The sequence below is a fragment of the Salicola sp. Rm-C-2C1-2 genome (genome assembly GCF_040196175.1).
Taxonomy (GTDB): Bacteria; Pseudomonadota; Gammaproteobacteria; order Pseudomonadales; family Oleiphilaceae; genus Halospina.
In genome coordinates this window covers 507,080-530,689 of record NZ_JBEFNF010000001.1, presented here as the reverse complement: position 1 = coordinate 530,689, position 23,610 = coordinate 507,080, and the positions used below count along the sequence as shown (strand labels likewise).

Sequence of the window (23,610 nt, the reverse complement as noted above, 5' to 3'; positions counted from 1 at the left end):
TTCGGTCACTCCCACTCAATGGTCGCCGGGGGCTTGGATGACACATCATAGGTAACCCTGGAGATACCCGGTATCTCGTTGATGATCCGGCTTGAGACCGTCTCAAGAAGCTCGTACGGCAGATGAGCCCAGCGTGCCGTCATGAAATCCAGCGTCTCCACGGCACGCAGAGCGATCACGTACTCATAGCGACGCGCATCCCCGACCACACCTACCGATTTCACCGGCAGGAAGACAGCAAAGGCCTGACTGGTGTGGTGATACCAGTCGTAATTGTGCAGCTCCTCGAGAAAGATGGCATCCGCCTGGCGCAGCATGTCCGCATAATCTTTCTTTACTTCGCCCAGAATCCGCACACCCAGGCCCGGTCCCGGGAAAGGATGACGATAGACCATATCGTAGGGCAGGCCCAGCTCAAGCCCGATCCTGCGGACCTCGTCCTTGAACAGCTCACGCAGAGGCTCCACCAGTTTCAGTTTCATCGTTTCCGGCAGACCGCCCACATTATGATGGGACTTGATGATCGTCGCCTTACCGCTACGCGACTGCGCGGATTCCACCACGTCCGGATAGATAGTGCCCTGGGCCAGCCAGTCCACATCCGTAATCGTCGCTGCTTCCTCGTCAAAGACTTCGATGAACGTGTTACCGATGATGCGACGCTTTTCTTCCGGATCCTGCACACCCTCAAGCTGTGACAGGAAGCGATGTTCAGCATTGTGATGGATGACGTTGACGCCCATGTTACGGGCAAACATGTCCATGACCTGCTTACCTTCATTCAGCCGCAGCAGGCCGTTATCCACGAACACACAGGTCAGCTGGTCGCCAATCGCCCGGTGCAGCAGCGCGGCGGTTACCGAGGAGTCAACGCCGCCGGACAGTCCGAGAAGAACGCGGTCGTTACCGACTTCTTCCCGGATCTGCTGGATAGCATCATCGACGATCTCAGCAGGTGTCCAGAGGGCCTCACAACCGCAGATATCCAGCACAAAATGGGATAGGAGTCGCTGCCCCTGAAGCGTATGGGTAACCTCCGGATGGAACTGGACGCCATAAAGATGACGCGTCGGGTCCTGAATGGCAGCGACAGGAGCACTGTCTGTGGACGCCAGAACCTCAAAGCCTTCCGGCGTCTCAACAACCTGATCCCCATGACTCATCCAGACATCCAGCAACCGCTCGCCCGCGTCCGTTACGTGGTCGGCAATAGCCCGGAACAGTTCGCTTTGCGCAGTGACACGAACCCGGGCATAGCCGAACTCACGCTTCTCCGAGCCGGCCACCCGGCCACCGAGTTCTTCGGCCATGGTCTGCATGCCGTAACAGATGCCCAGTACCGGCACGCCCAGTTCGAAAATTTTCGCTGGCGCGCGCGGACTGCCAAGATCAGTCACCGACTCCGGGCCGCCTGCCAGAATGATGCCACTGGGCGCGTACTCCGCGACCTCTTGCGATGTAGCATCAAAGGGCCGGATCTCGCAGTAGACGCCGATCTCCCGGACCCGGCGCGCAATCAGCTGAGTGTACTGGGAACCAAAATCAAGGATCAGTATGCGGTGATCGTGGATGTTCCGGGTCATGCGGGCCTCTGGTTGTGGCGGACTCAGCTTATGCGGTAATTGGGTGCTTCCTTGGTGATGGTCACGTCATGCACATGACTCTCCTTAACACCCGCGTTGGTGATGCGCGAGAACTGGGGCTGGGTGCGCATCTCCTGCATGTTGGCGCAGCCGGTATAGCCCATTGCCGCCTTCAGGCCACCCATGAGCTGATGCACAATCGACTTCATCGGGCCCTTGCAGTCCACGCGCCCTTCAATTCCCTCGGGGACCAGCTTATCGATGCCTTCAGCCGCATCCTGGAAATAGCGGTCACTGGATCCCTGCCCCATAGCACCCAGAGACCCCATGCCACGGTAGGCTTTATAGGTACGCCCCTGATAGAGCTCAACCTCCCCCGGCGCTTCATCGGTGCCTGCCAGCAGGCTGCCCGCCATAACGGTATGAGCGCCGGCAGCAATGGCCTTAGCAATGTCACCGGAAAAACGGATGCCGCCGTCGGCGATGACCGGAACGTCCCGATTACGCAACGCCTCTGCAACATTGGAAACGGCGCTGATCTGAGGTACACCAATACCGGCCACGATACGGGTGGTACAGATGGAACCCGGACCGATACCGACCTTGACCCCGTCCACACCAGCATCCGCCAGCGCGAGCGCTGCATCGCCGGTAGCGATATTGCCGCCGATTACCTGCAGACCAGGATAATGCTCCTTAACCCAGCGCACTCGGTTGATTACGCCCTGGGAATGACCATGGGCAGTATCCACGACGACCACGTCGACGCCAGCTTCGACCAGCGCATCCAGGCGCGCTTCGGTATCGCCGCCAGTACTGACAGCCGCCCCTACGCGCAGGTGCCCCTGGGCATCCTTGCAGGCATCGGGATAGTCCTCGGATTTCTGGATGTCTTTGACCGTGATCAGACCGCTCAATTCAAAGTCATCATTGACCACCAGAACCTTTTCTATGCGATGACGGTGCAGCAGGTCTTTGATGTTCTGGACATCCTCACCCTCCCGCACGGTTACCAGCTTCGCCCGTGGAGTCATGATGTCCGAAACCGGCGTATCCATACCGCTCTCAAAGCGGATATCACGACCGGTAACGATACCCACTAGATCCCGGCCATCGACCACCGGCAATCCGGATATCCGATTGGCGGTAGTGATCTGAACCAGTTCCCGGACGGTAGTGTTAGGCGAAACCGTTACAGGATCCTTAACCACGCCGCTTTCGTATTTCTTTACCTTGCGGACGGCGGCGGCCTGCTGCTCAATCGTCATGTTCTTGTGGATCATGCCGATGCCGCCCACCTGGGCCATGGCAATTGCCAGAGACGCTTCAGTCACGGTATCCATGGCTGCCGAAACCAGTGGGCTGTTGAGCTGGATACCCCGCGTCAACGGCGTCCGTAGGTCCACCTCGTTGGGCATGACATCAGAATAGCCTGGGATAAGAAGTACGTCGTCGAAGGTAAGCGCTTCTTCCGCGATTCGCAGCATTGGGTCCGCCTTATCAACTTGCCTTCCGGGGTTGTTCTCTGGTTCACTCGATTAATACGCTCTCATCTCGGAACACAGCCTCTGAAAACCCCATCAGGGCGCCCTTGGCGCCGGTTTCAGTAAACGACTATTATACGTTGCGACAACTGAATGCGTAAAGACGACAGCCCCGGCGCGAGCACCTCCGGCGCTCTTTCGGTCAGCCAGCTCACACGGCAGGCGAAGAGCCTGCTCGAAACCAGCTTCATGGAAGTGCATGTTGAGGGCGAGATCTCGGGTCTGAGCCGCCCTGCTTCCGGTCACTGGTATTTCAGCCTCAAGGATGAGCGTGCCCAGATCCGTTGCGCCATGTTCCGTAACCGCAACCGCCTGCTGAACAGCGCCCCCGCGGATGGTGAACAGGTGCTGCTGCGCGCCAAAGTCAGCCTCTATGAGGCACGCGGTGATTTCCAGCTGATCGTCGAATCCATCGAGCCCGCAGGCCGCGGCGCCCTTCAGCGGGCCTTTGAGGAACTGAAGGCCCGACTGGAGCGCGAAGGTCTTTTCGCCATGGAACACAAACAGCCGGCTCCGGTTCCGCCACAGCACCTGGGTCTCGTAACCTCTGCAACCGGAGCTGCGATACGGGATATTCTGACAGTGCTCAACCGGCGCTTCCCAGGTCTGGCGGTAACGCTTTACCCAACACCAGTCCAGGGCGCTGATGGCACTGCCGGGATCCGCGCCGCCATCGAGCGCGCCCACCGCCACGGCCGCTGTGATGCGCTCATCGTCGGGCGCGGCGGAGGCTCTCTGGAAGACCTCTGGTGCTTTAACGAGGAGGCCGTGGCGCGCGCCATTTTCAACAGCCGGATCCCGATCATCAGCGCGGTTGGCCATGAAGTGGATGTCACCATCGCCGATCTGGTGGCGGATCAACGCGCGCCCACGCCTTCCGCCGCTGCCGAAGCCATTTCACCCAACCGCCAGGAATTTTTCGACCGGCTGAGCGGACTTGAGGAGCGCCTGATCCTCAAAACACGCCAACTGTTGCGCCAGCACAGCGAGCGAGTGGCCGAACTGAGTCAACGCCTGCGCCACCCGCGCCAACAGCTTCAGGAGCAGGCTCAGCGAGTGGACGAACTGGAAGCCCGGCTGCACCAACAGACCCGGCGCCAATTGGCGCAACACCGCCAACGGATGCATCAGTATTGGCGGCGACTGACAGCGGTGCGCCCCGAGCCGCGCCTGCACCAGGCCCGTGAGCGCACCCAGGAGAATCACCAGCGGCTTGAGCGAGCCATGCGCGCACGCCTCGAACGCGAACAGCAGCGCCTATGCAACCAGGGCGCTCAGCTGGATCTGGTCAGCCCACTGGCCACCCTCAACCGTGGCTACGCCATCGCCCAGGATGAAACCGGCGCCATTCTCCGACACGCAGACCAGAGAGCCCCGGGGGACTCCGTGACCGTACGCCTTGCACAGGGGCACCTGTCCTGTCGCGTAGAGGCGGTGAGAGAATCAGCGGAATCAAACAATGAAAACGCTTGACGCGCCTGAGCACAGAACCGATACTGCATCCGCTGCATACGTAAAGCGGCTCTTATAAGTGAAAGCATTACGACGACCTGCATCAGGACTCCTCGTTCGTTCCTCACCGAAAGGCCTCCAAGCGTCCCAGCTCAAAGCATCCTCAATGGAGGATGTGACAGAAAATCGTGTTTTTTAAGGAAAGTGCATCATGTCTGATCTCAATACTGGTCGCGTCAAGTGGTTCAACGAAGCAAAAGGCTTTGGTTTTATTGCTCGCGAAAACGGCTCTGACGTATTCGTACACTACAGTGCGATCAACGGAACCGGTTTCCGGACGCTGACCGAGGGGCAGGAAGTCCAGTTCGCTATTACACAAGGCCCGAAAGGTCCGCAGGCGGAAAACGTCACGCCCGTGTAAAGCGACCGCAGGTCGAAAAAGCCCGGCTCAATGAGCCGGGCTTTTTTTTTGTTATACAAATCATATTTCCGCCTGTACCGACCCTGTTACTCCCCCTGTTATACTCTGCCTGACAATCGACCACCCAGCCTGCGACGATTGCATCAATAATCACAATCCCGTGTTCACCGGCAGAACACACCAATGACAAAGCCTGCCGGCAACCAGAACGGGTTCTGAATGCCAACTTTTTTTGAAGGGAGCGGGATTCTGAACCATGCTGTTAAACGGGAACACCAATGGGAGAAGTCCATGAAGACGGTTGTCAGTATCAGCCTGGGGCCCGCCAGGCTCGATTACGACCTCGAATCCGAGTTTCTTGGTCAGAGCATACGCGTCATCCGGATCGGCACGGATGGCAGCGTGGATCGCGCCGAAGCCGCCATCCGTGAGTGGGAAGCCAAGGCCGATGTCATCGGTCTGGGGATGGTGCAGGACCACTATCAGGTCGGTACCCACACCATTACCCACGAAGAGACCCAACGCCTTCAACAAGCCGTGCAGTCAGTACCCGTAACAACCGGCGCCACCCTGCGCAGCATCCTTCAGGACTGGGCCGTTCGCCATACCCAGCTGGAGCTGGAGGAGTGTTTCAACAACGCCAAGGTCCTGTTCCTGAACGGCCAGGCGAATTACCGGCCCGCCCGCGTGTTCAACGAATACACCGAGAACCTGTTTTTTGCCGACCCGGTCACCCAGCTCGGCGCTCCCAAGATGCTCACCTCGCTGAATCAGCTTGAGAACTACGCCGCCGGCACCGGCCCGATCCAGTCCTGGAACATCGGTGACACTGTGGGCCGGTTACCAGTGGCAAAGAATGTGACCGACTATGTGCTGCGCAAGGGTGCCCAGACTGCGGATGTGATTGCAGCGCGCTACAACGAGCTGGAAGAAATGGGCCTGGAGGAGCTCGGCGGCAAGACGGTTCTGACCTCATCCATCTCTGACGAACGGCTCAAGGAACTGGGCGATCGTGGCGTGAACGTCGTCATCGACTATACCCCCCAGATCTTCAACGAGACGATCGGCGTGAATGTTGTCGAGGCCATGATCCTGGCCGCCCTAGAACGCTCGCCGGCCGAGATTACCCATGACGACTATCTGGAGATCATCACCAGCGAGGGCATTGAGCCGCGCATTCTCTATCCCTCCGGGTATAAGCGGATCAGCCGCTTCGCCTTCGTCATCCACCCGTTGTCCCAGCAGTATTTCCGGAACTCGAAACCGCTGGACATGGTCGCCAGCTACGCACCCAAGACCTTCATGAACACGGTCGAGAAGGTCATGGCCTATTCACCTCCCTTTGTGTATTCCCGGGTGACCGGCATCAAGTCACCCACAGGCGCAGAGGCCGAGGGTTGGCTGATCACCGTGGGCGGTACACCCAAGGAGATCATGGCGCACAGCCCCGAATTCACCTACCGGCGACTGCTCGCGGCAGCACGATTGGCCAAGCGCCTGGGTGCGCAGATCATGGGCCTCGGGGCATTTACCAAGGTGGTGGGCGACGCCGGCCTGACAGTCTCCAAACGTGCCCCCCTGCCGATCACCACCGGCAACAGCTACAGTGCCTCCGGTGCCCTGTGGGCCGCCCATGAGGCTCTCAAGAAACTGAGCCTGGTGGAGGTCGGAAAAAACAACAAGGCCAAGGCTAAAGCCATGGTCGTGGGCGCCACCGGCTCCATCGGTGCAGTCTGCGCGCGCCTTTTGGCCAAGGCCGTCGACGAGGTCTATATCGTCGCGCGCGAATCCGCTCGGCTTCTGGCGCTCAAAGAATCCATCATGAAGGAGACACCAGAAGCGCAGATCCATGTCACATCCAATCCCAACAAGTACCTGCGGGAAATGGACATGGTCGTGACCTCCACTTCAGGTGCCGGTAAGCGCATTCTCGATATCATGGAGGTTAAACCGGGCTGCGTAATCACGGACGTGGCACGGCCGCTGGACATTCCGCCGGAGGACGTTGCGAAACGGCCTGACGTACTGGTCATCGAATCAGGTGAAATCGAACTGCCGGGCGATGTCCGCATGAAGAATATCGGCCTTCCCCCCAAGGTGGCCTACGCCTGTCTGGCGGAGACCATCGTGCTAGCCCTGGAGGGTCGCTACGACACCTACACGGTTGGGCGTGAAATTGAGTGGGAGAAGGTCCGCGAGATCTACCAGCTTGGCCTCAAGCACGGCATGAAGCTGGCTTCCATCTCCGGTGTCAACGGCGTGTATACGGACGAGGACTTCGACCGCGTACGCAACCTGGCAATGGAGAAACGCGGCATCAAGTCGGCCGACGACAACCGTGGCGGTAAAAGTAAAAAGGCGGCAAACGCCTCCTGAAAAGCCTCTTGCAGGACAAAACCGCGGCCACGGCCGCGGTTTTTTATGTCCGGCTCATGAGGACCGGAAACTTGCCAGACACTCCCCACAGATCCGGGCGCCAGCACCATTGCTGACCATGGAGCCCACCTCCTCCTGAGGCCGCCCACAAAACGAACACTGCCCTTCCGCTTGTGTCCGGTGTACTCGCTCATCGCCACGCACCCCGAGCCGGCGCGCTATGGAGTCCATCTGTTCGTCGCTGAGCTGGCTGGCGAGAGATTCGATCTCGCGATCCAGGTCCTGGTCCTGGTCCTGGTCCTGATCCTGATCGTCGTCACTCATTGTGAAGGGTCCTGATTAGATGATGGTAAACGGCCCTCTCGCGCCAGTCGGCGCTGAACCCACCGGTGATAGAGGGCGGAGAAAAGGCCTTTGATGGGCTCCAGAGACAGTAGCCAGGCCAGTGGCTTGAGAAAAGGCACCCGCCCCATCAGCAGGATATAGGCGGCCATCTCGCTATGAATACCCCCGCCTGAATCCTCTACATGAAGTTCCTGTAGCGCCAGATCCGGGTCGATTCCTCTCTCGCGCAATGCGGTTTCCTCACCAGTGATGTCAAACCAGACGACATCCCGGCCGCCGCTGCCCGCCAGCCGTTCATAGAGCCTGCGGTCACGCATGCAGGCGGGGCAGGAACCGTCGTAATAAACCACAAGCTTGTGCTCTCCCCTGCTCATTGGAACCTCCTGCCGGGGTGTTGTCAGGCCTTGGGGACACAGATAGTCTCTAGGAACTGTCGACCATCATAACGGACAAGGAACGGGAACGCCCATCATGGGAGAAGCGAAAAATCGTCAGAAGACCGGCAAACCCAGCGCCCTCAGCCGCAGACGCCGGCGCCACCGCTTCATCAGCGCCAGCCTATTCGGGGTGGTTCTGATCGGCATAATCGGCAGCGTCTACTGGCTCAGCAACCCAGCCCTCTCCGGGCCACCCTCCCTGCCCACGGGTGAGGATCTTTCGCCCTTCCCGGAAGAGCGGGACCGTGTCGGGGTAAGCATCGGTAACGCTGATGCGCCGGTCGTGGTGCGCGAGTTTGCCGACTTCCAGTGCCCTGCCTGCGCGGATTTTGCCAGGCATCATGATCGGCTTATGAACGAGTATGTGGAGACTGGCAAAGTCCGGTTTGTATTCTTCGATATGCCGCTGCGCAAACACAGGAATGCTGAGCCCGCGGCCAAAGCAGCCCGCTGTGCCGAGGATCAGGACGCCTGGAGGCCAATGCACGACCGCCTTTTCGCAGAACAGGACGACTGGAGCGATGCCTCCGATCCAGAATCGATCTTTACTGAATACGCCGGCGCCCTTGGTCTTGATAAGCGAAAGTTCCAGCGCTGCATGGGACTGAACAGGATCGAGAAAAAACTCACGGAGAGCCGAAATCTGGCGCGGGACCTGAGGGTAACCAGCACACCAACCGTGTTGGTGGACAATATCCCCCTCACACGCAACAGCTGGGCGCAACTCCAGGCTGTGCTCGAACGTGAACTGGACGAAGCTCAGTAGGCTCTCGGCAAGGTTCGGGGCGTAAGCTTTTGCAGGGTTTCGCAGGCAGCCTTTGCACCGCCCTGCGACCGCCTGATGATATCGCCCTCTGAAACGCCCAGCGCCTGGGGTAAGCCCTGATTCACTTCCAGTGCCATCCAGTGACTGACGCCCGCCTCGTAGCTGGCACATTGTGACCCATCACCATCCAGACATGGCGTCATATCCTGAATTGAGCGCACTACGCCCTGCTCGTCCAGAAACAGGATTGTCAGCGGTACATGCGTCTGATGCATCCAGAAACTGTTCTCCACTCCCTGTTCATTGGGGTAGATGAACAGCATACCGGAACGCCGTGGCAGCTGGGACCGCTCACTCAGTCCCTTTTGGCGCTGCTCGGGCGAGGTGGCAAGCTCAGCCTTAAGCGGCACCGCCCGTTCACCCGCGGGGAGACAGAGCGTGACCGCGTCTGGAGCATCCTCTCCTGAGAAACTGCCACAGCCCGCGCCGAGGAACGACAGGACAACAATCAGACCGGGTGCAACCCGTTTCATTGCTTACCCTTGAAGCGGAAATACACGAACACGCGCCCATGATTGTCACGATCCTTGTCCAGGCGATGGTAACGCTGCTTGATCTCATTGCGATCCAGAAAGCGCAGAACGCGCTTTTTGAGCTGACCTGAGCCTTTACCGGGGATGATTTCCACGGTCGCAACGCGCTTGCGTTCCGCCTCGTCGATCACCCGCTCCAGCTCTTGCTCGATCTGCGCCCCACGATTGAATATGGGGTGCAGGTCCAGGGTCAGCTTGGCCATTCCTTCGGATCACCCGCTGATGAGCGCCAACAACCCGGTCGCATTAAGGAAGATGAAGATCACCGCCGCGGGCGCGATCACGCGCGTGGCCCACAGCCACAGAAGGAAAAGGTAGTGATGGTTGTGGGTATCCAGCTCGGCCGCAACCGTGTTGGTGCGGATTTTCCAGCCCACGAAGAAGGCCACGAATAGACCGCCCAGCGGCAGCAGAATATTACTTGCCACATGATCCAGGGAATCAAAGATGTTCTTGCCGGGCCAGAGCGTGATGTCCGACCAGGCATTGAGCGACAGACCACAGGCTGCACCAACCAACCAGATCAGCACCGCCATCGTGGCCGCCGACTTGACGCGGCTGCCGCCGAAACTCTCCGTGAGATAGGCCACCGCCGGCTCCAGAAGCGACATTCCGGAGGTGATGGCGGCCACGGATAGCAGTATGAAGAAAACAATGCCCAGCAGAGTGCCCAACGGAATCTCACCAAACACGATTGGCAGAGTCACGAACACCAGGCCCGGTCCCTCGCCTGGTTCCAAACCAACACTGAACACGATAGGAAAAATAGCGAGACCGGCAAGCAACGCTGTGAGTGTGTCCATGCCCACAATCCAGCCACTGCTTACCGGAATTGAGTTCTGCTGGGGCAGATAGGCGCCGTAAACCATGATGGCCCCCATACCGAGACTCAGCGTGAAGAACGCCTGCCCAAGGGCGGCCAGGAAAACACCGCCATCAATAACACTGAGATCCGGTGTTGCCAGAAAGGTAATAGCTTCACCAAACCCTTCCGTGGTCATGCCATAGACCACCAGCCCGAGCAGCAGAAAGAAAAGCAGCGGCATCAGCAGGGTAACCGCGCGCTGAAGCCCCTTTTTCACACCCGCCGCCACTATTGAGAAAAGAATGACCATGAACAGGGTGTGCCAGAGCAGTACCGTTGGGCCATCTGCAACCAGCCCCTCGAAAAGGCCTGTTGCCTCATCAGAGGAAATCCCCACAAAACTTCCCTTCAGCGCTTCAAAGCCGTAGAACAGCGACCAACCACCCACGACGCTGTAAAACGACAGGATCAGAACGCCGGCAACGACGCCCATCCAGCCAACCAGCGCCCACTGCTGGGAAACCCCTTCATCCCGCGCGATCAAACGCAGACTGTTGATGGGACTGCGACGGCCCTTCCGACCCAAAGTGACCTCAGCGATCATGATTGGCATGCCTACAAGAAGAATACAGGCAAGATACAGCAGCACGAAGGCCGAACCGCCGTTCTCGCCCACCAGGTAGGGGAAACGCCACAGGTTGCCTAGACCAACGGCGGAGCCGGTCGCGGCAAGGATGAAGATAAGACCACTGGACCATTCACCGTGGACCGAGCTTCGCTTCTCATTCATGGTTGAGCCCTTTCTGCTTTTCTGTCGTTCTTGAAACCAGTGTGTAGCGGCGAAACACTAGCGGCTATTGATAATCGGATCAACACTGAAGCGAATCAGGCTGGCACAAACCAGGAACCGGCCGCCACAAAATGCGGGTTATACACGCTTTCCTTGCCATAACGCAGGGCATCACCTTCAAAAGTCAGAACCTGACCTCCCGCCGCTTCAAGCACTGCCTGGGCAGCACCGGTGTCCCACTCACAGGTCGGTCCCACCCGCGGGTAGATGTCCGCCTCACCCTCGGCAATCCGGCAGAACTTGAGCGACGACCCCGCCTGCACCAGACAGTGCGGGCCAAGGCGGTCAATGAACGCCTCCGTCTCCGCATTCATATGATTCTTACTTGCCACCACCCGCTTTTCCACCGGGGGATCAGCCACCTGGAGACGCACCGTAGCCCCCTGCTGGCGCCGGAAGGCCCCGCCGGTGCGCGTTCCCCAATATTCAATCCCCAGCGCGGGCACCGTGACAACGCCCATCACCGGAACGCCATTCTCGATTAACGCAATATTCACCGTGAACTCACCTGTCTGCTTGATGAAATCCTTGGTCCCATCAATCGGATCCACCAGCCAGAACGCGTCCCAGTCCCGGCGCTCTTCCCAGGGCACCTCTTCCTCCTCGGACAGGATCGGCAGCTTTGGCGTCAGTGACCTGAGTCCATCAACAATACGGTGATGGGACGCCATGTCCGCCTCAGTGAGCGGGCTGTCATCCTGCTTCTGCGTCACCTCATAATCCTGGCGGTAAAACGCCATGATCTTTTCACCGGCATCCGCCGCAATGGCCAGAACCTCGGGAATAAGCGCATCGTAATCCATGCAGACAATCCATAATAGGTGACTTTAATGGGCGGAATTGTGGCGCCGGAGCGGACCTGAGTCCAGCCACCCACGATTTTTGGTGGCAAATCAGTTATAATGGTAAGGATTTTCGCGAACCATACTGGCCCTCCGTGGCCCTTGTCGCCGCAAAACAGCGAGAGCCAGCCAACAAGGATTCGAGCACGATTATGAGTGATCGTCAGAAACCCCGCAGCGGCGAAAAGTTCCGCAGCGACCAAGGCATCGCCGCCATCAAGGACGGCCAGAAAACCTCCCGCGCGCAGGAAGTCGAACGCACCCGCAAGCCCTCGTGGCTGCGCGCCCGCATGCCCGGCGGCGAACGCTTTGAGCAGGTTAAGCGCAACGTCCATGAGCACCGCCTGAGCACCGTGTGCGAGGAAAGCCACTGCCCCAACATGGGCGAATGCTGGAACAACGGCACCGCCACCATCATGGTCATGGGATCTGTATGCACCCGCGCGTGCCGCTTCTGCGCTGTGGACACCGGCAACCCCAAGGGCTGGCTTGACCAGAGCGAACCCGAAAACACCGCCCACTCCGTGGAAATGATGGGGCTGCGCTACATTGTGCTCACCTCCGTGGACCGGGACGACCTCAACGACTTCGGCGCCGGCCATTACGCCGAGTGCGTGCGGGCCATCAAACGCCGTACCCCACACGTGGCGGTCGAAGCCCTGACCCCGGACTTCGACAACATCACCGAACACGTTGAAACCGTGGTCGATTCCGGTCTGGAAGTTTTTGCCCAGAATGTCGAAACGGTGGAGCGGCTGACCGAGCGGGTGCGTGACCCTCGCGCCGGCTACAAGAAGACGCTGGATGTGCTGGAGCACGCTAAGGAACACAACCCGAAGGTCATCACCAAGACCAGCCTGATGCTGGGCCTGGGCGAAACCGAAGACGAAATCCTCGAAACCATGGACGACCTGCGCGCCATCGGCGTGGATATCGTTACCTTTGGCCAGTACCTCCAACCCACACGCAACCACCTGCCTGTAGAGCGCTGGGTGACCCCGGAAGAGTTCGAGTGGTATCGGGAAAAGGGCCTGGAGAAAGGCTTTCTGGAAGTACCTTCAGGACCCATGGTGCGTTCCAGCTACCGCGCGGACCGGGTTTTCGAGCAGAACAATCTGGGGTTGTCAGAGACACCGCAAGTGCCAGGCGGCGAGCCCGACCCCAACATCATCCCGGTCAAAACGGTGGGCTGACTGACCGGACCGCCCGCCCCGCGGACGATCCAACCTGATCACATTACGGCTGCGGTGTCCACGGCACTGGCGTGAACGCAACGCGCCACGGCAGAAAGAAGCGCCTGGAGCGTTGCGGACGTTGTGTCCTCGGCCAGTGCTGCCGCGCTGTAAACCTCGCCATTCACCTGAATGCGAATAGACGCCAGCGCGTTCGCGCTGGTTCCCTCACCCAGGGCAAACTCGTCATAGGCCTCAACAGCTACTTTCACATTATGGCGCCGCTGCAGGGCATCAACCACGGCCTCAACGGCGCCCTGGCCACTGCCTCTCAGTTCGATACGCTCGCCATTGGCAATCACAACGGAAGCCTGAACGCCATCATCGGTACGGTGTAGATCATAGGTGTGCAGCGTCCAGCCCTTGGGGATCTGCAGGTAGTCCCGCTCGAACAACTTGTGAATGGTGGATGAATCGACTTCGCCGCCGGTAATCTCCGCTTCTTTCTGGACTACCCTCGCGAATTCAATCTGCAGCCAGCGCGGCAGGCTGATGCCATAGTCGCGTTCTAGCACCATCGCGACACCACCCTTGCCGGACTGGCTGTTGATGCGCACCACTTCCTCGTAGCGTCGACCGATGTCCTGGGGATCAATCGGCAAGTAGGCCACATCCCATACATCGCCTTCGCTGCGCTTGGCCATGCACTTGCGGATGGCGTCCTGGTGACTGCCGGAAAAGGCTGTGAAAACCAGCTCACCCGCCCAAGGGTGACGCGGGTGGGTGGCGATTTCAGTACAGGCTTCAACCACGTCCACAACCTCAGCCATGCCGGAGAGATCTACTTGCGGGTCGACGCCCTGGGAATACAGATTCATGGCAAACGTTACCAGATCCATGTTGCCGGTGCGCTCGCCATTGCCCAGCAGCGTGCCCTCAACCCGGTCGGCGCCCGCCATGACGGCCAGTTCCGCTGCGGCAATGGCACAGCCCCGGTCGTTATGGGTATGAACACTCAGGGTAAAGTGGTCACGGTAGCGAACATGGTCGCAGAACCACTCAATCTGGTCTGCAAATACGTTGGGCGTACCCATCTCCACCGTCGACGGCAGATTGATGATCACCTGCTGGCCCTGGTCCGGGCGCCAGACGTCATTGACGGCGTCCACCACTTCCACCGCGTAGTCCACCTCGGTGGCAGAAAAACTCTCTGGTGAATACTGGAAGATCCATTCGGTATCCGGGTAGTTCTTGGCATGGCGCTGGACTTCCTTCGCTCCGTCCACCGCGATCTGCTTCACCCCCGCCATGTCCATCTCAAAAACCTGCTCACGCTGGGCCGTGGAGGTCGAGTTATAGACGTGAACAATGGCCCTGTGCACGCCATCAAGAGCCTCATAGGAGCGTTTGATCAGCTCCGGCCGCGCTGGTGTCAGGATCTGAATGGTGACATCTTCCGGGATCCGGTTTTCACTGATCAGCTTACGGCAGAAGTCAAAATCCGGCTGACTCGCTGCCGGAAAGCCGATCTCGATCTGCTTGTAGCCGAGCTTGACCAGGAGGTCGAACAGCCGCTGCTTCTGGGCGATGTTCATGGGTTTGACCAGCGCCTGGTTACCATCGCGAAGGTCAACAGCGGAATAGGTCGGCGCCTTATCGATAACCTTATTCGGCCAGCGCCGGTCGGTTTTGTTGAGCGGCTTGAAGGGCCGGTATTTGCGATGGTCAAACGCCATTGTGTGCTCCCTGTTGCTATGCCTGCTGTGACTGGAATTAGGCCAAGGCATCCGGGAACCCGTCCGCACGGCTTCCCGGATGCCTCTGTCTGTTATCAATACTGTGGTCGACTCACCGGCGGCACAAGCATGGGGCAAGCCTCAGGGCCTGCCCCCTGCCGCCGCGCCTGTGCTGCGGAGGGTGGATCACACCCGCTGCTCCGCTTTCGGGCACTTGTGGCACCCGGTCCAGGGTGGCGTCACGGACCGCCACCGGCAGCCCAGGTCCGGGCCGCCTTTCCGGGAGCGGAGACCCGGCCCGATAACGCTGGCCCACCTCCCGGGGACATGTCCAAGGTAACGAAAACACAGGGCAATGTGTTTGCGATTTTGTGTTTTTTTCCGCCTTAAACGCTCTTATATGCTACTATTTATTTATATATTGATGGAAACTTGCTTTCACGTTGAAAAAGGCGTTATACCATGGCGAAAGCCGACTCCGAACTGGTCCACATCGACCGCACCGACCGCCAGATCCTGGAGCATCTGCAGAAAAACGGCGGCCTGACCAACCAGCAACTGGCCGAGCGCGTCGGTCTCTCCCCTTCCCCCTGTTCGCGCCGCGTAAAAGCACTGGAGGAAGCCGGCATCATCCTGGGCCGCAAGACCCTGCTGGAGCGGCGCAAACTGGGCCTTTCCCTCACCGTCATCCTGCAGATCGGCATGGACCGCCACACCCCGGAACGTTTCCAGGAATTCGAGGAACAGGTGGCCACCTACCCGGAGGTCCAGGAACTCTACCTGATCACCGGCCAGCAGGCGGACTACATCCTCAAGGTGGTGGTGCCGGACATGGAGCACTACCAGCAGTTCCTGCTCAACAAGATCACCCGCATCACCGGGGTCAGCGGGGTGCACTCCAGTTTCGTGATGCGGCGGGTAATCGACAACACCGAACTGCCTCTCAAGTACCTCTGAGTCTGTGCTCTGTAAGCGGGGCAAAGCGTTCTGAGCTCAACCTTTACGCATTACGTAAAACCTAATATCATCCCATCATGATCAAATCATTCGCGGACAGGACGACCGCGGCACTGTTCGATGACCGGAACGTGCGTCGGGTAGCCAAACCATTGCAGCTCAAAGCACGTCGAAAGTTGCTGCAACTTGACGCGGTTCAGCACGTGGAAGAGCTCAGAATTCCGCCCGGTAATCGGCTGGAGAAGCTTTCCGGTAAACGGGGCGGCCAGTGGAGTATCCGGGTCGACGCCCAGTGGCGCATCTGTTTCCGGTTTGAACAGGGTCATGCATGGGATGTGGAGTTCTGTGACTATCACTGAGGGCCAGTCATGAGCATCGAACGCAGCGAGCTTCAGAATACCGATTTTTCCGATGTGACTGAGCAGGCGGAGTATGTGGCGCCGATTACGCCCGGTGAGATGCTGTGCGAGGAATTCATGCAGCCGCTCGGGTTCTCCGCCGCCGCTCTTGCCCGGGAACTGCATGTCCCGACCAACCGGATCACCAGCCTGATCAACGGCCAGCGCAGCCTCACCGCTGACACCGCACTGCGCCTTGCACGGTACTTCGGCACGACCCCGGAGTTCTGGATGCACCTGCAGGCGGATTACGAGCTCCGCCGGGCGAGACAGGCAGTAGCATCGACCATCGAGCGCGAGATCTCCCCAAGGGTCGCGTAAATTCATTCGGGGTTACCCGTCGGGCGGTGCACCCAGATCACACTTCTTACAGGCCAGCTCCGTCCCGAGCCATGCCTGCCGCCCTTCCGGGGTCACCACCCAGGGGCGGTTAGTGAACGGCGGCTCATGGCGAACATGCTGGTTGTGGCCGCAGGCAAGCTGCGCCACCCAGTTGCCCTCTTCCTCCCGGTGGTATCCAGTGATCGGTTGCTGCATTGAGCTATCCCCGTTTTCAGCCCCTTTTTCGTTTCACTTACCGGATAAGCTACCCGTTGATCCCGGTTTTCAGAATCCAGTAGACTTCTGCCGTTATAAGGACAACCCAACCCCATCAGGATGATGACAATGAACAGTTTTCGACCCCAACCCACCGCCCCCAACGAACAGATCCGCCAGAATCTGGCAGTGTCGATCCCGGCACTCGCCAGGGGCGACATCATTGCCACCAGCAGTAACGCCGTTACCTCTCAAGGGATCCGCTGGGCCACCAATGGGCGGTTCAGCCATGCGATTCTCTACTTAGGAAATGGACAGGCAATAGACGCCAATCCCTTTAAGCCTCTAAAAAAAGACCTTTTGAAGCATAAGCTCCGCGACTCGAAACAAGCCATTATTTTCCGCCATCGTACCGCGTCCCAGGAGCAGCTCAACAAGGCAGCCTCCTGGGCGGGAAGTCAGTCGGGCAAAGACTACGATTTCACCGGAGCCGCCCGATCAGCCCTTCAACCAAACGCTCGGACCGGGTGGATGAAGTGGACCACGCTGGGGGTTTCAATCATAGGGGCAGACGAGATCTCCGCCGCTGTTTCCGGGGATGGCCACAATGCGACTTTCTTCTGCAGTGAACTGATCTTCAGGGCATTCCGCGTGGCGGGTATCCCGCTTCTGGATGATCCGCCCACATGGCTGGGGCCCAATCGTTTCCTGAAAACGACGGAACTGGTTCTGATGGGACAACTGGATCTGGGACGATAAGTTATGATGAGGACCCTAAAAATCAGGCTGATACTCGCTACTGTGGTGGTTCTTCTGGGAGGGTGTGACACAAGTAATCATTTCCCTCAGTACCAGAAGCTGGAGGGACCTTGGCGAATCACGGAGGAGGAAGCCACCATCAAGTTGGATCAACCACTGGAACTCAAGCCGGAGGGGAGCCAGACGCTATATCTGACAGTTGATTCCAATCGTTATGAGCCTTACCAGAACATAGATATTCCAGAACATTATTCTGACCTGAAACGGGAAGACGGAGTCATCATCATTCCCGAGGTCACGGTCGTCGCCAATACTGGAGAGGCATTTGAGCTTTCATCCGCCACCAACATGCGGCCTCCCCATAACCCCGTCGGAGTAGGCTTCTACAACGAGCCCGAGCACTGGAAAGATCCCGAATACCCGGAAAACGTGCAAAACTTCCACACCCTCAAACTGAGCAGCAACAGGCCGTTCACGGTTAACACCATCATCTGGAAGGTCACGAGCCATCCGGATGGCCACGTCTGCGGCGGGCGCTGCCCCTGGTGGTGGGATGCGGTCTCGTGGATGTGGTAAACGAAAGAAAGGATGACACTGCTCATGGATGACGCGAGCCCATTCCAGGGGCAGTTGATGAACGGCGGATCGTGGCGCACATGCTGGTTATGGCTGCACGCCAGTTACGCAACCCAGCAGCCTCCAATTGCTGCAGAGCTGTACCCGTCTGAACCCCCTACTCGTTTCAATCACCGGATAAGCTACCCGTTGATCCCGGTTTTCGGATTCCATTAGCCTTTTTCCGGTCATAAGGACGGTCGAATCTCATAAGGACAATGAACATGAACAGCTTTAACAGCTTTCAGCCTCAACCCACCACCCCCGACCAACAGATCCGCCAGAATCTGGCAGTGTCGATCCCGGCACTCGCCAGGGGCGACATCATTGCCACCAGCAGTAACGCCGTTACCTCTCAAGGGATCCGCTGGGCCACCAATGGGCGGTTCAGCCATGCGATTCTCTATCTGGGAAATGGAGTGGCGATAGATGCCAATCCGTTTCAAGAAACAGAGAAAAACCCTCTGAGACAAAAGCTGCATGACTCGAAACAAGCCATTGTTTTCCGCCATCGTACCGCCTCTCAGGATCAACTGGACAAGGCTGCTTCCTGGGCGGGAAGTCAGTCGGGCAAACACTACGATTTCACCGGCGCCGCCCGGTCAGCCCTTCAACCAAACGCTCGGACCGGGTGGATGAAGTGGTCCACGCTGGGGGTTTCAATCATAGGGGCAGACGAGATTTCCGCCACCATTTCCGAGGATGGCCACAACGCGACTTTCTTCTGCAGTGAACTGATCTTCAGGGCATTCCGCGTGGCGGGTATCCCGCTTCTGGATGGTCCACCCAAACGGCTGGGGCCCAATCGTTTCCTGAAAACAACGGAACTGGTCCTGATGTGGCAACTGGACCTGGGGCGATAACAATGATGTGGCATAACACAATCAAGCTTGTGAGCGTGACCATGATGGTTCTTTTGAGCGGCTGCGATACCAGTAATCACTACCCGCAGTATCAGAAGCTGAAAGGGCCTTGGCAGATCACGAGCAAGGAAACGACTATCAAGTTGGATCGACCTCTTGAACTCAATCCCGAAGGGAGCCAGCTGCTTTACCTCACGGTCAACTCCGACCGTTATGACCCCTACAACAATATGGATATTCCTGAGCATTACTACGACCTGAAACGGAACGACGGCGTCATTATCATTCCCGAGGTAACCGTCCTAGCTAACACAGGAGAAGCCTTCGAGCTTGAAGCCGGTGGCAACATGCGCCCCCCCCATTACCCGGTAGGCAAAGGGTTTTACAATGACCCCGAGTCCTTGAAAGATCCCGAATACCCGGAGAACGTGCAAAGCTTCCACACCCTCAAACTGAGCAGCAACAGGCCGTTCACGGTTAATTCCATCATCTGGAAGGTCACCAGTCACCCGGACGGCCACGTCTGCGGCGGGCGCTGCCCCTGGTGGTGGGACTGGGTCTCATGGATGTGGTGACCGGCTGAGGGATCAAGCCATAGCTTTCATGGCAGCGCATAAGTTCCCGTCACATGCGCCACCAGTCCCTCACTCCCCTCGGAATACAACTGCACCTCGCTCACGGCGGTGCGGCTGCCCAGCTTCAGGACCACGGCCCGGGCAAGCAGGTCGCAGCGCCCGGGCTTGCGCAGGAAGTTGATGTTCAGGTTGCTGGTGACCGCCATCTGCACCTCACCGAGCGCGCCCAGCACAGCCGCGTACATGGCCGCATCCGCCAGCGCCATCTGCACCGGCCCAGAGAGCGTGCCGCCGGGGCGCACCATGCGTTCGCTGAACGGCACCCTGGCCGTGGCGGCCTGATGCTCAATAGCCTGGACCCGGAAATCGATATCCTCGGCCATGGGCACCCCTTCCCGGATCAACTGCTGCACCTCATCCGCGCGCAACTTCATGGTTCCACTGTCTCCTGATTGGCTCTGGCGTGATCGCCACCCTGTACCCTGGCGGGCGGACTTCGTAGAATAACCCCTCTGCTACTGAACAGTCACATTCGCCACAGCCCTGACGGACCCACACCTATGCGTGCAAGCCAGTACCTGATCGCCACCCTCAAGGAAACCCCCGCGGACGCCGAGATCGTCAGCCACCAGCTGATGCTGCGCGCCGGCATGATCCGGCGCCTGGCTGGCGGTCTCTATACCTGGCTGCCGTTGGGGCTGCGCGTGCTGCGCAAGGTGGAAAAGATTGTGCGCGAGGAGATGGACCGTTCCGGTGCCCAGGAAGTGCTGATGCCAGCCATCCAGCCCGCCGAGCTCTGGCAGGAAAGCGGCCGCTGGGAGGAATACGGCGACGAGCTGCTGCGCCTGAAGGACCGCCACGAGCGCGACTTTTGCTATGGCCCCACGCACGAGGAAGTGATCACCGACATTGCGCGCAACGAGCTCAAGAGCTACCGGGATCTGCCAGCGAATTTCTACCAGATCCAGACCAAATTCCGCGATGAGCGCCGCCCCCGCTTTGGTGTGATGCGCTCGCGCGAGTTCCTGATGAAAGACGCCTACTCCTTTCATGCCAGCCCGGAATCACTGAACGAAACCTATGCGCTCATGGTGCAGACCTACAGCGCCATCTTCCGGCGCCTGGGCCTGGAATTCCGGGCGGTGGAGGCGGACTCCGGCGCCATCGGCGGCAGCAAGTCCCAGGAATTCCACGTGCTGGCCAGCTCCGGTGAGGACGCCATCGCTTTCAGTTCCCAGAGCGACTACGCAGCCAATACCGAGCTGGCTGAAGCCCTGCCCCCGGAAGGCGAACGCCCCGCTGCCACTGACACCATGCAGGAGGTGGCCACCCCGGACCAGAACACCATCGAGCAGGTGGCCGGGTACCTGAACACCACACCGGACCGGGTGCTCAAGACCCTGCTGGTGCACGCCCCCAAAGAGGACGAGAACAGCAGTGACCAGCCCCTGGTCGCCCTGGTGCTGCGCGGGGACCACACTCTGAACGACCTTAAAGCGGAAAGGCGCCCGGAGGTAGCCGAGCCGCTGACCATGGCCAGTGACGAACAGATCCGCAAAGCTCTGGGCGTGAACGCCGGCTCCATCGGCCCCGTCGGCCTCAAAGTGGCGATGATTGTGGATCATGCCGCGGCGCACCTGGCCGATTTCGTGTGCGGCGCCAACCGCACCAGTTACCACCTGACCGGCGTCAACTGGGACCGTGATGTGGCCCTGGGCCAAACGGCCGACCTGCGCGAAGTGGAAGAAGGCGACCCGAGCCCGGATGGTCAGGGCGTGCTGGGCATTCAGCGTGGTATTGAAGTGGGTCACGTATTCAAACTGGGCCGTAAGTACAGCGAAGCCATGAACGCCACGGTTCTGGATGAAAATGGCAAATCCGTGCACATGGACATGGGCTGTTATGGCATTGGCGTCTCACGCCTGGTTGCCGCAGCCATTGAACAGAATCACGACGACAGCGGCATTGCCTGGCCCACTGCTATCGCCCCCTTCGAGATCGCGATTGTTACCCTCAACGGCCAGAAATCTGAGCGCGTGGCACAGGCAGCAGACAAGCTCTATGAACAGCTGCGCCAGACCGGCTACGACGTGCTTCTGGATGACCGCAAGGAACGCCCGGGCGTGAAGTTCGCGGATATGGAGCTGATCGGCATCCCGCACCGGGTGGTTATCAGTGACCGCGGCCTGGAAGCGGGCACTCTTGAATACAAGGGCCGAACGGATGCGGACAAACAGGATGTGGCCGCAGACGACATTATCCGCTTCCTGGCAGCCCGGGTAATCGCAGACTAGATTTAAGGGCATGCGCACTGTTTTCAGCATCGCCCTGTTGGGGCTTGCCCTGCTTCTGGCAGCCCCCATCCATGCCGCGACCACGACTGAATCCAATCCCGAACTGAGGAGCAGGCTACGCGAGGCCGTCAACGCCTCGGACAGTTTTGATGACCGCTTCGACGCCGAGGTCTGGCTGGTAGACATGTCCGGGCGCACCAAGCGCTGGCTCGACAACCATAAACGACGCCTGCGGATTCTGCGCCTCGTTCATCGGGAAGCCAGCCGCCGCGGCCTTTCACCGGAAGTAGTGCTGGCCGTCATTAAGGTGGAAAGCGGTTTTGATCGGTTCGCCATCTCTTCCGCAGGCGCTCAGGGGCTGATGCAGGTGATGCCCTTCTGGAAAAACGAGATCGGCCGCCCTGGCGACAATCTGACCAACATTGAGACTAACCTGGTGTACGGCACGACAATCCTGAGTCATTACTTGAATAAGGAAGACGGGAATATGGCGCGTGCCCTGGCTCGCTATAATGGCAGCGCGGGTAAGACTTGGTATCCCGAGCGCGTTTTTAATGCCTTGGAACGGTATTTCCGGGTAAATGACTGAACGTTCGCTAGCGTACAGACGTTGTGGCGCTTGTGATGCAGAGTTGTCCAATCAACACCAGAGTCACGAAGAAAGCACCATGAGTACAGCAGCACCAGACATCACGACTACTCCCGGATTCCTTAAGCAGACCCTCAGGACGTACTGCAAGCCACGGCTGGCACGCAGTATAGTGGAGCTTCTGGTCACGGCGATCCCGTTGGCGTTCACCTGGTTTTTAATGTGGCTTACCGTCAGTGCCGGATACTGGCCCGCCGCCCTGATTCTGGCCATCCCCGCGGCCGGCTTTTTGGTACGACTGTTCATGATCCAGCATGATTGCAGCCACAGGGCATTTTTCCAGTCAAAGCGCGCCAATGACTGGACAGGCCGAATGATCGGCGTACTCACCCTCACTCCTCATGATTTCTGGCGTCATGCCCATAACCTTCACCATGCCAACTCCGGTAACCTGGACCGGCCGCGCATTGGCGGCCTTGACACCCTGACCGTGAACGAGTTCCTCGCCCTTCCTAAATGGCAGCAATGGCGCTATCGACTGTACCGTCATCCGCTGGTGCTGTTCGGTTTCGGGCCTATGTTCATTTTTCTGTTCAACTACCGGCTGCCATTCGGCTTCCTGCGTGATGGCTGGATGCCCTGGATCAGCACCATGGGCACCAATGCCGGCATTGCGGCACTGGCAGGCGGACTGATCTGGCTGATCGGACTGGGCCCCTTCCTGTTGATTCAGCTTCCGATCACATTGCTCGCCTCTACTATGGGTGTATGGCTGTTCTATGTGCAGCACCAGTTCGAGACCACCTACTGGGAACACAAGGACCAGTGGAACGCCCAGGACGCTGCGCTGCATGGAAGCTCCTACTATGTACTGCCAGGTATCCTGCGCTGGTTCAGCGCCAACATCGGGATGCACCATGTGCATCACCTGGCCAGCCGCATCCCCTGCTACCGTCTTCCCGAGGTATTGCGCGATTATCCGGAACTCCAGAACTTCAGTCGGCTCACACTGCGTGAGAGTCTTGGCTCGGTGCACCTGGCACTCTGGGACGAGGGAAAACGGCGATTGGTTTCATTCAGGGAAGCGAAGGCGGGATAGAA

The 23,610-nt window shown here is 58.9% G+C and carries 26 protein-coding genes and 1 pseudogene; 15 read left to right on the top strand and 12 right to left on the bottom strand.

Going from position 1 to position 23,610, the window contains the following annotated elements; genetic code table 11:
* Window positions 1-5 precede the first annotated feature (5 nt).
* Together guaA and guaB are read right to left on the bottom strand one after the other, a co-directional pair.
* On the bottom strand, window positions 6-1,583 hold the full coding sequence (gene guaA, locus AAF659_RS02435) for a glutamine-hydrolyzing GMP synthase (protein WP_349750105.1): 1,578 nt from the start codon (window positions 1,581-1,583) through the stop codon (window positions 6-8).
* A 23-nt stretch (window positions 1,584-1,606) separates the two neighbouring features.
* The gene (guaB, locus tag AAF659_RS02430; protein WP_349750104.1) at window positions 1,607-3,070 is read right to left on the bottom strand and encodes an IMP dehydrogenase; all 1,464 of its coding nucleotides are present in this window, start codon (window positions 3,068-3,070) and stop codon (window positions 1,607-1,609) included.
* A 150-nt stretch (window positions 3,071-3,220) separates the two neighbouring features.
* On the opposite strand from guaB, the gene xseA reads away from it, so the two are divergent.
* The 3 genes from xseA to AAF659_RS02415 all read left to right on the top strand — a co-directional run bounded on the left by xseA (window position 3,221) and on the right by AAF659_RS02415 (window position 7,376).
* Window positions 3,221-4,600: an exodeoxyribonuclease VII large subunit gene (gene xseA, locus AAF659_RS02425; protein ID WP_349750103.1), complete on the top strand. Its 1,380-nt coding sequence runs from the start codon at window positions 3,221-3,223 to the stop codon at window positions 4,598-4,600.
* Window positions 4,601-4,790: 190 nt separating this feature from the next.
* Window positions 4,791-5,000: a cold shock domain-containing protein gene (locus tag AAF659_RS02420; protein WP_349750102.1), complete on the top strand. Its 210-nt coding sequence runs from the start codon at window positions 4,791-4,793 to the stop codon at window positions 4,998-5,000.
* Between the two features lie 291 nt (window positions 5,001-5,291).
* Entirely contained in the window at window positions 5,292-7,376 is a 2,085-nt protein-coding gene (locus AAF659_RS02415; protein ID WP_349750101.1) for a DUF8754 domain-containing protein, read from the top strand.
* Window positions 7,377-7,430: 54 nt separating this feature from the next.
* On the opposite strand, the gene AAF659_RS02410 is transcribed toward AAF659_RS02415, so the two are convergent.
* Both AAF659_RS02410 and AAF659_RS02405 read right to left on the bottom strand, forming a co-directional pair.
* Complete coding sequence (locus AAF659_RS02410; protein ID WP_349750100.1) at window positions 7,431-7,700, bottom strand: ClpX C4-type zinc finger protein; 270 nt, start codon at window positions 7,698-7,700, stop codon at window positions 7,431-7,433.
* On the bottom strand, window positions 7,697-8,095 hold the full coding sequence (locus tag AAF659_RS02405) for a thiol-disulfide oxidoreductase DCC family protein (protein WP_349750099.1): 399 nt from the start codon (window positions 8,093-8,095) through the stop codon (window positions 7,697-7,699). Before AAF659_RS02405 ends, AAF659_RS02410 begins: the two co-directional genes overlap by 4 nt.
* A gap of 97 nt (window positions 8,096-8,192) precedes the next feature.
* Between AAF659_RS02405 and AAF659_RS02400 the strand changes: the two genes are divergently transcribed.
* Window positions 8,193-8,924 (top strand): DsbA family protein, encoded by a 732-nt coding sequence (locus AAF659_RS02400; protein ID WP_349750098.1) that lies wholly within the window; start codon window positions 8,193-8,195, stop codon window positions 8,922-8,924.
* On the opposite strand, the gene AAF659_RS02395 is transcribed toward AAF659_RS02400, so the two are convergent.
* From AAF659_RS02395 to cysQ, 4 genes are all read right to left on the bottom strand, one after another.
* On the bottom strand, window positions 8,918-9,457 hold the full coding sequence (locus AAF659_RS02395; RefSeq protein ID WP_349750097.1) for a DUF192 domain-containing protein: 540 nt from the start codon (window positions 9,455-9,457) through the stop codon (window positions 8,918-8,920). The genes AAF659_RS02400 and AAF659_RS02395 overlap by 7 nt on opposite strands.
* Window positions 9,454-9,720 carry a Smr/MutS family protein gene (locus AAF659_RS02390; protein WP_349750096.1) on the bottom strand — a complete coding sequence of 89 codons (267 nt, stop codon included), beginning with the start codon at window positions 9,718-9,720 and terminating at the stop codon, window positions 9,454-9,456. Before AAF659_RS02390 ends, AAF659_RS02395 begins: the two co-directional genes overlap by 4 nt.
* Before the next feature lie 9 nt (window positions 9,721-9,729).
* The gene (locus tag AAF659_RS02385) at window positions 9,730-11,112 is read right to left on the bottom strand and encodes a sodium-dependent transporter (RefSeq protein WP_349750095.1); all 1,383 of its coding nucleotides are present in this window, start codon (window positions 11,110-11,112) and stop codon (window positions 9,730-9,732) included.
* Window positions 11,113-11,207: 95 nt separating this feature from the next.
* Window positions 11,208-11,975, bottom strand: coding sequence for a 3'(2'),5'-bisphosphate nucleotidase CysQ (gene cysQ / locus AAF659_RS02380; RefSeq protein ID WP_349750094.1), 768 nt, complete (start codon window positions 11,973-11,975; stop codon window positions 11,208-11,210).
* Between the two features lie 191 nt (window positions 11,976-12,166).
* Here cysQ and lipA point away from each other — a divergent pair, with 191 nt between their 5' ends.
* Window positions 12,167-13,207 carry a lipoyl synthase gene (gene lipA, locus AAF659_RS02375; protein ID WP_349750093.1) on the top strand — a complete coding sequence of 347 codons (1,041 nt, stop codon included), beginning with the start codon at window positions 12,167-12,169 and terminating at the stop codon, window positions 13,205-13,207.
* A gap of 38 nt (window positions 13,208-13,245) precedes the next feature.
* On the opposite strand, the gene AAF659_RS02370 is transcribed toward lipA, so the two are convergent.
* Window positions 13,246-14,922 (bottom strand): 2-isopropylmalate synthase, encoded by a 1,677-nt coding sequence (locus AAF659_RS02370; RefSeq protein ID WP_349750092.1) that lies wholly within the window; start codon window positions 14,920-14,922, stop codon window positions 13,246-13,248.
* Window positions 14,923-15,384: 462 nt separating this feature from the next.
* On the opposite strand from AAF659_RS02370, the gene AAF659_RS02365 reads away from it, so the two are divergent.
* The 3 genes from AAF659_RS02365 (at window position 15,385) to AAF659_RS02355 (ending at window position 16,598) form a co-directional block, all read left to right on the top strand.
* A complete protein-coding gene (locus AAF659_RS02365) occupies window positions 15,385-15,879 on the top strand; it encodes an Lrp/AsnC family transcriptional regulator (protein ID WP_349750091.1) in 495 nt (164 codons plus the stop codon).
* 77 nt (window positions 15,880-15,956) lie between these two features.
* Window positions 15,957-16,238 (top strand): type II toxin-antitoxin system RelE/ParE family toxin, encoded by a 282-nt coding sequence (locus tag AAF659_RS02360; RefSeq protein WP_349750090.1) that lies wholly within the window; start codon window positions 15,957-15,959, stop codon window positions 16,236-16,238.
* A gap of 9 nt (window positions 16,239-16,247) precedes the next feature.
* Window positions 16,248-16,598, top strand: coding sequence for a HigA family addiction module antitoxin (locus tag AAF659_RS02355; protein ID WP_349750089.1), 351 nt, complete (start codon window positions 16,248-16,250; stop codon window positions 16,596-16,598).
* A 12-nt stretch (window positions 16,599-16,610) separates the two neighbouring features.
* On the opposite strand, the gene AAF659_RS02350 is transcribed toward AAF659_RS02355, so the two are convergent.
* Window positions 16,611-16,814 (bottom strand): DUF3565 domain-containing protein, encoded by a 204-nt coding sequence (locus AAF659_RS02350; RefSeq protein ID WP_349750088.1) that lies wholly within the window; start codon window positions 16,812-16,814, stop codon window positions 16,611-16,613.
* A 129-nt stretch (window positions 16,815-16,943) separates the two neighbouring features.
* Here AAF659_RS02350 and AAF659_RS02345 point away from each other — a divergent pair, with 129 nt between their 5' ends.
* Both AAF659_RS02345 and AAF659_RS02340 read left to right on the top strand, forming a co-directional pair.
* Entirely contained in the window at window positions 16,944-17,573 is a 630-nt protein-coding gene (locus AAF659_RS02345) for a YiiX/YebB-like N1pC/P60 family cysteine hydrolase (protein ID WP_349750087.1), read from the top strand.
* 3 nt (window positions 17,574-17,576) lie between these two features.
* Window positions 17,577-18,149 (top strand): hypothetical protein, encoded by a 573-nt coding sequence (locus AAF659_RS02340; protein ID WP_349750086.1) that lies wholly within the window; start codon window positions 17,577-17,579, stop codon window positions 18,147-18,149.
* Window positions 18,150-18,196: 47 nt separating this feature from the next.
* Here AAF659_RS02340 and AAF659_RS15040 read toward each other — a convergent pair.
* A pseudogene (locus AAF659_RS15040) lies at window positions 18,197-18,253 on the bottom strand (DUF3565 domain-containing protein); the annotation flags it as partial.
* A 159-nt stretch (window positions 18,254-18,412) separates the two neighbouring features.
* Here AAF659_RS15040 and AAF659_RS02335 point away from each other — a divergent pair.
* Both AAF659_RS02335 and AAF659_RS02330 read left to right on the top strand, forming a co-directional pair.
* The gene (locus AAF659_RS02335; RefSeq protein ID WP_349750085.1) at window positions 18,413-19,051 is read left to right on the top strand and encodes a YiiX/YebB-like N1pC/P60 family cysteine hydrolase; all 639 of its coding nucleotides are present in this window, start codon (window positions 18,413-18,415) and stop codon (window positions 19,049-19,051) included.
* Between the two features lie 2 nt (window positions 19,052-19,053).
* Window positions 19,054-19,626 carry a hypothetical protein gene (locus AAF659_RS02330; RefSeq protein ID WP_349750084.1) on the top strand — a complete coding sequence of 191 codons (573 nt, stop codon included), beginning with the start codon at window positions 19,054-19,056 and terminating at the stop codon, window positions 19,624-19,626.
* A gap of 26 nt (window positions 19,627-19,652) precedes the next feature.
* On the opposite strand, the gene AAF659_RS02325 is transcribed toward AAF659_RS02330, so the two are convergent.
* The gene (locus tag AAF659_RS02325) at window positions 19,653-20,060 is read right to left on the bottom strand and encodes a PaaI family thioesterase (protein ID WP_349750083.1); all 408 of its coding nucleotides are present in this window, start codon (window positions 20,058-20,060) and stop codon (window positions 19,653-19,655) included.
* Window positions 20,061-20,186: 126 nt separating this feature from the next.
* Between AAF659_RS02325 and AAF659_RS02320 the strand changes: the two genes are divergently transcribed.
* The 3 genes from AAF659_RS02320 (at window position 20,187) to AAF659_RS02310 (ending at window position 23,608) form a co-directional block, all read left to right on the top strand.
* The gene (locus tag AAF659_RS02320; RefSeq protein WP_349750082.1) at window positions 20,187-21,920 is read left to right on the top strand and encodes a proline--tRNA ligase; all 1,734 of its coding nucleotides are present in this window, start codon (window positions 20,187-20,189) and stop codon (window positions 21,918-21,920) included.
* 10 nt (window positions 21,921-21,930) lie between these two features.
* On the top strand, window positions 21,931-22,509 hold the full coding sequence (locus AAF659_RS02315) for a lytic transglycosylase domain-containing protein (RefSeq protein ID WP_349750081.1): 579 nt from the start codon (window positions 21,931-21,933) through the stop codon (window positions 22,507-22,509).
* A 79-nt stretch (window positions 22,510-22,588) separates the two neighbouring features.
* Window positions 22,589-23,608, top strand: coding sequence for a fatty acid desaturase (locus AAF659_RS02310; protein ID WP_349750080.1), 1,020 nt, complete (start codon window positions 22,589-22,591; stop codon window positions 23,606-23,608).
* The last annotated feature ends 2 nt before the right edge of the window (window positions 23,609-23,610 follow it).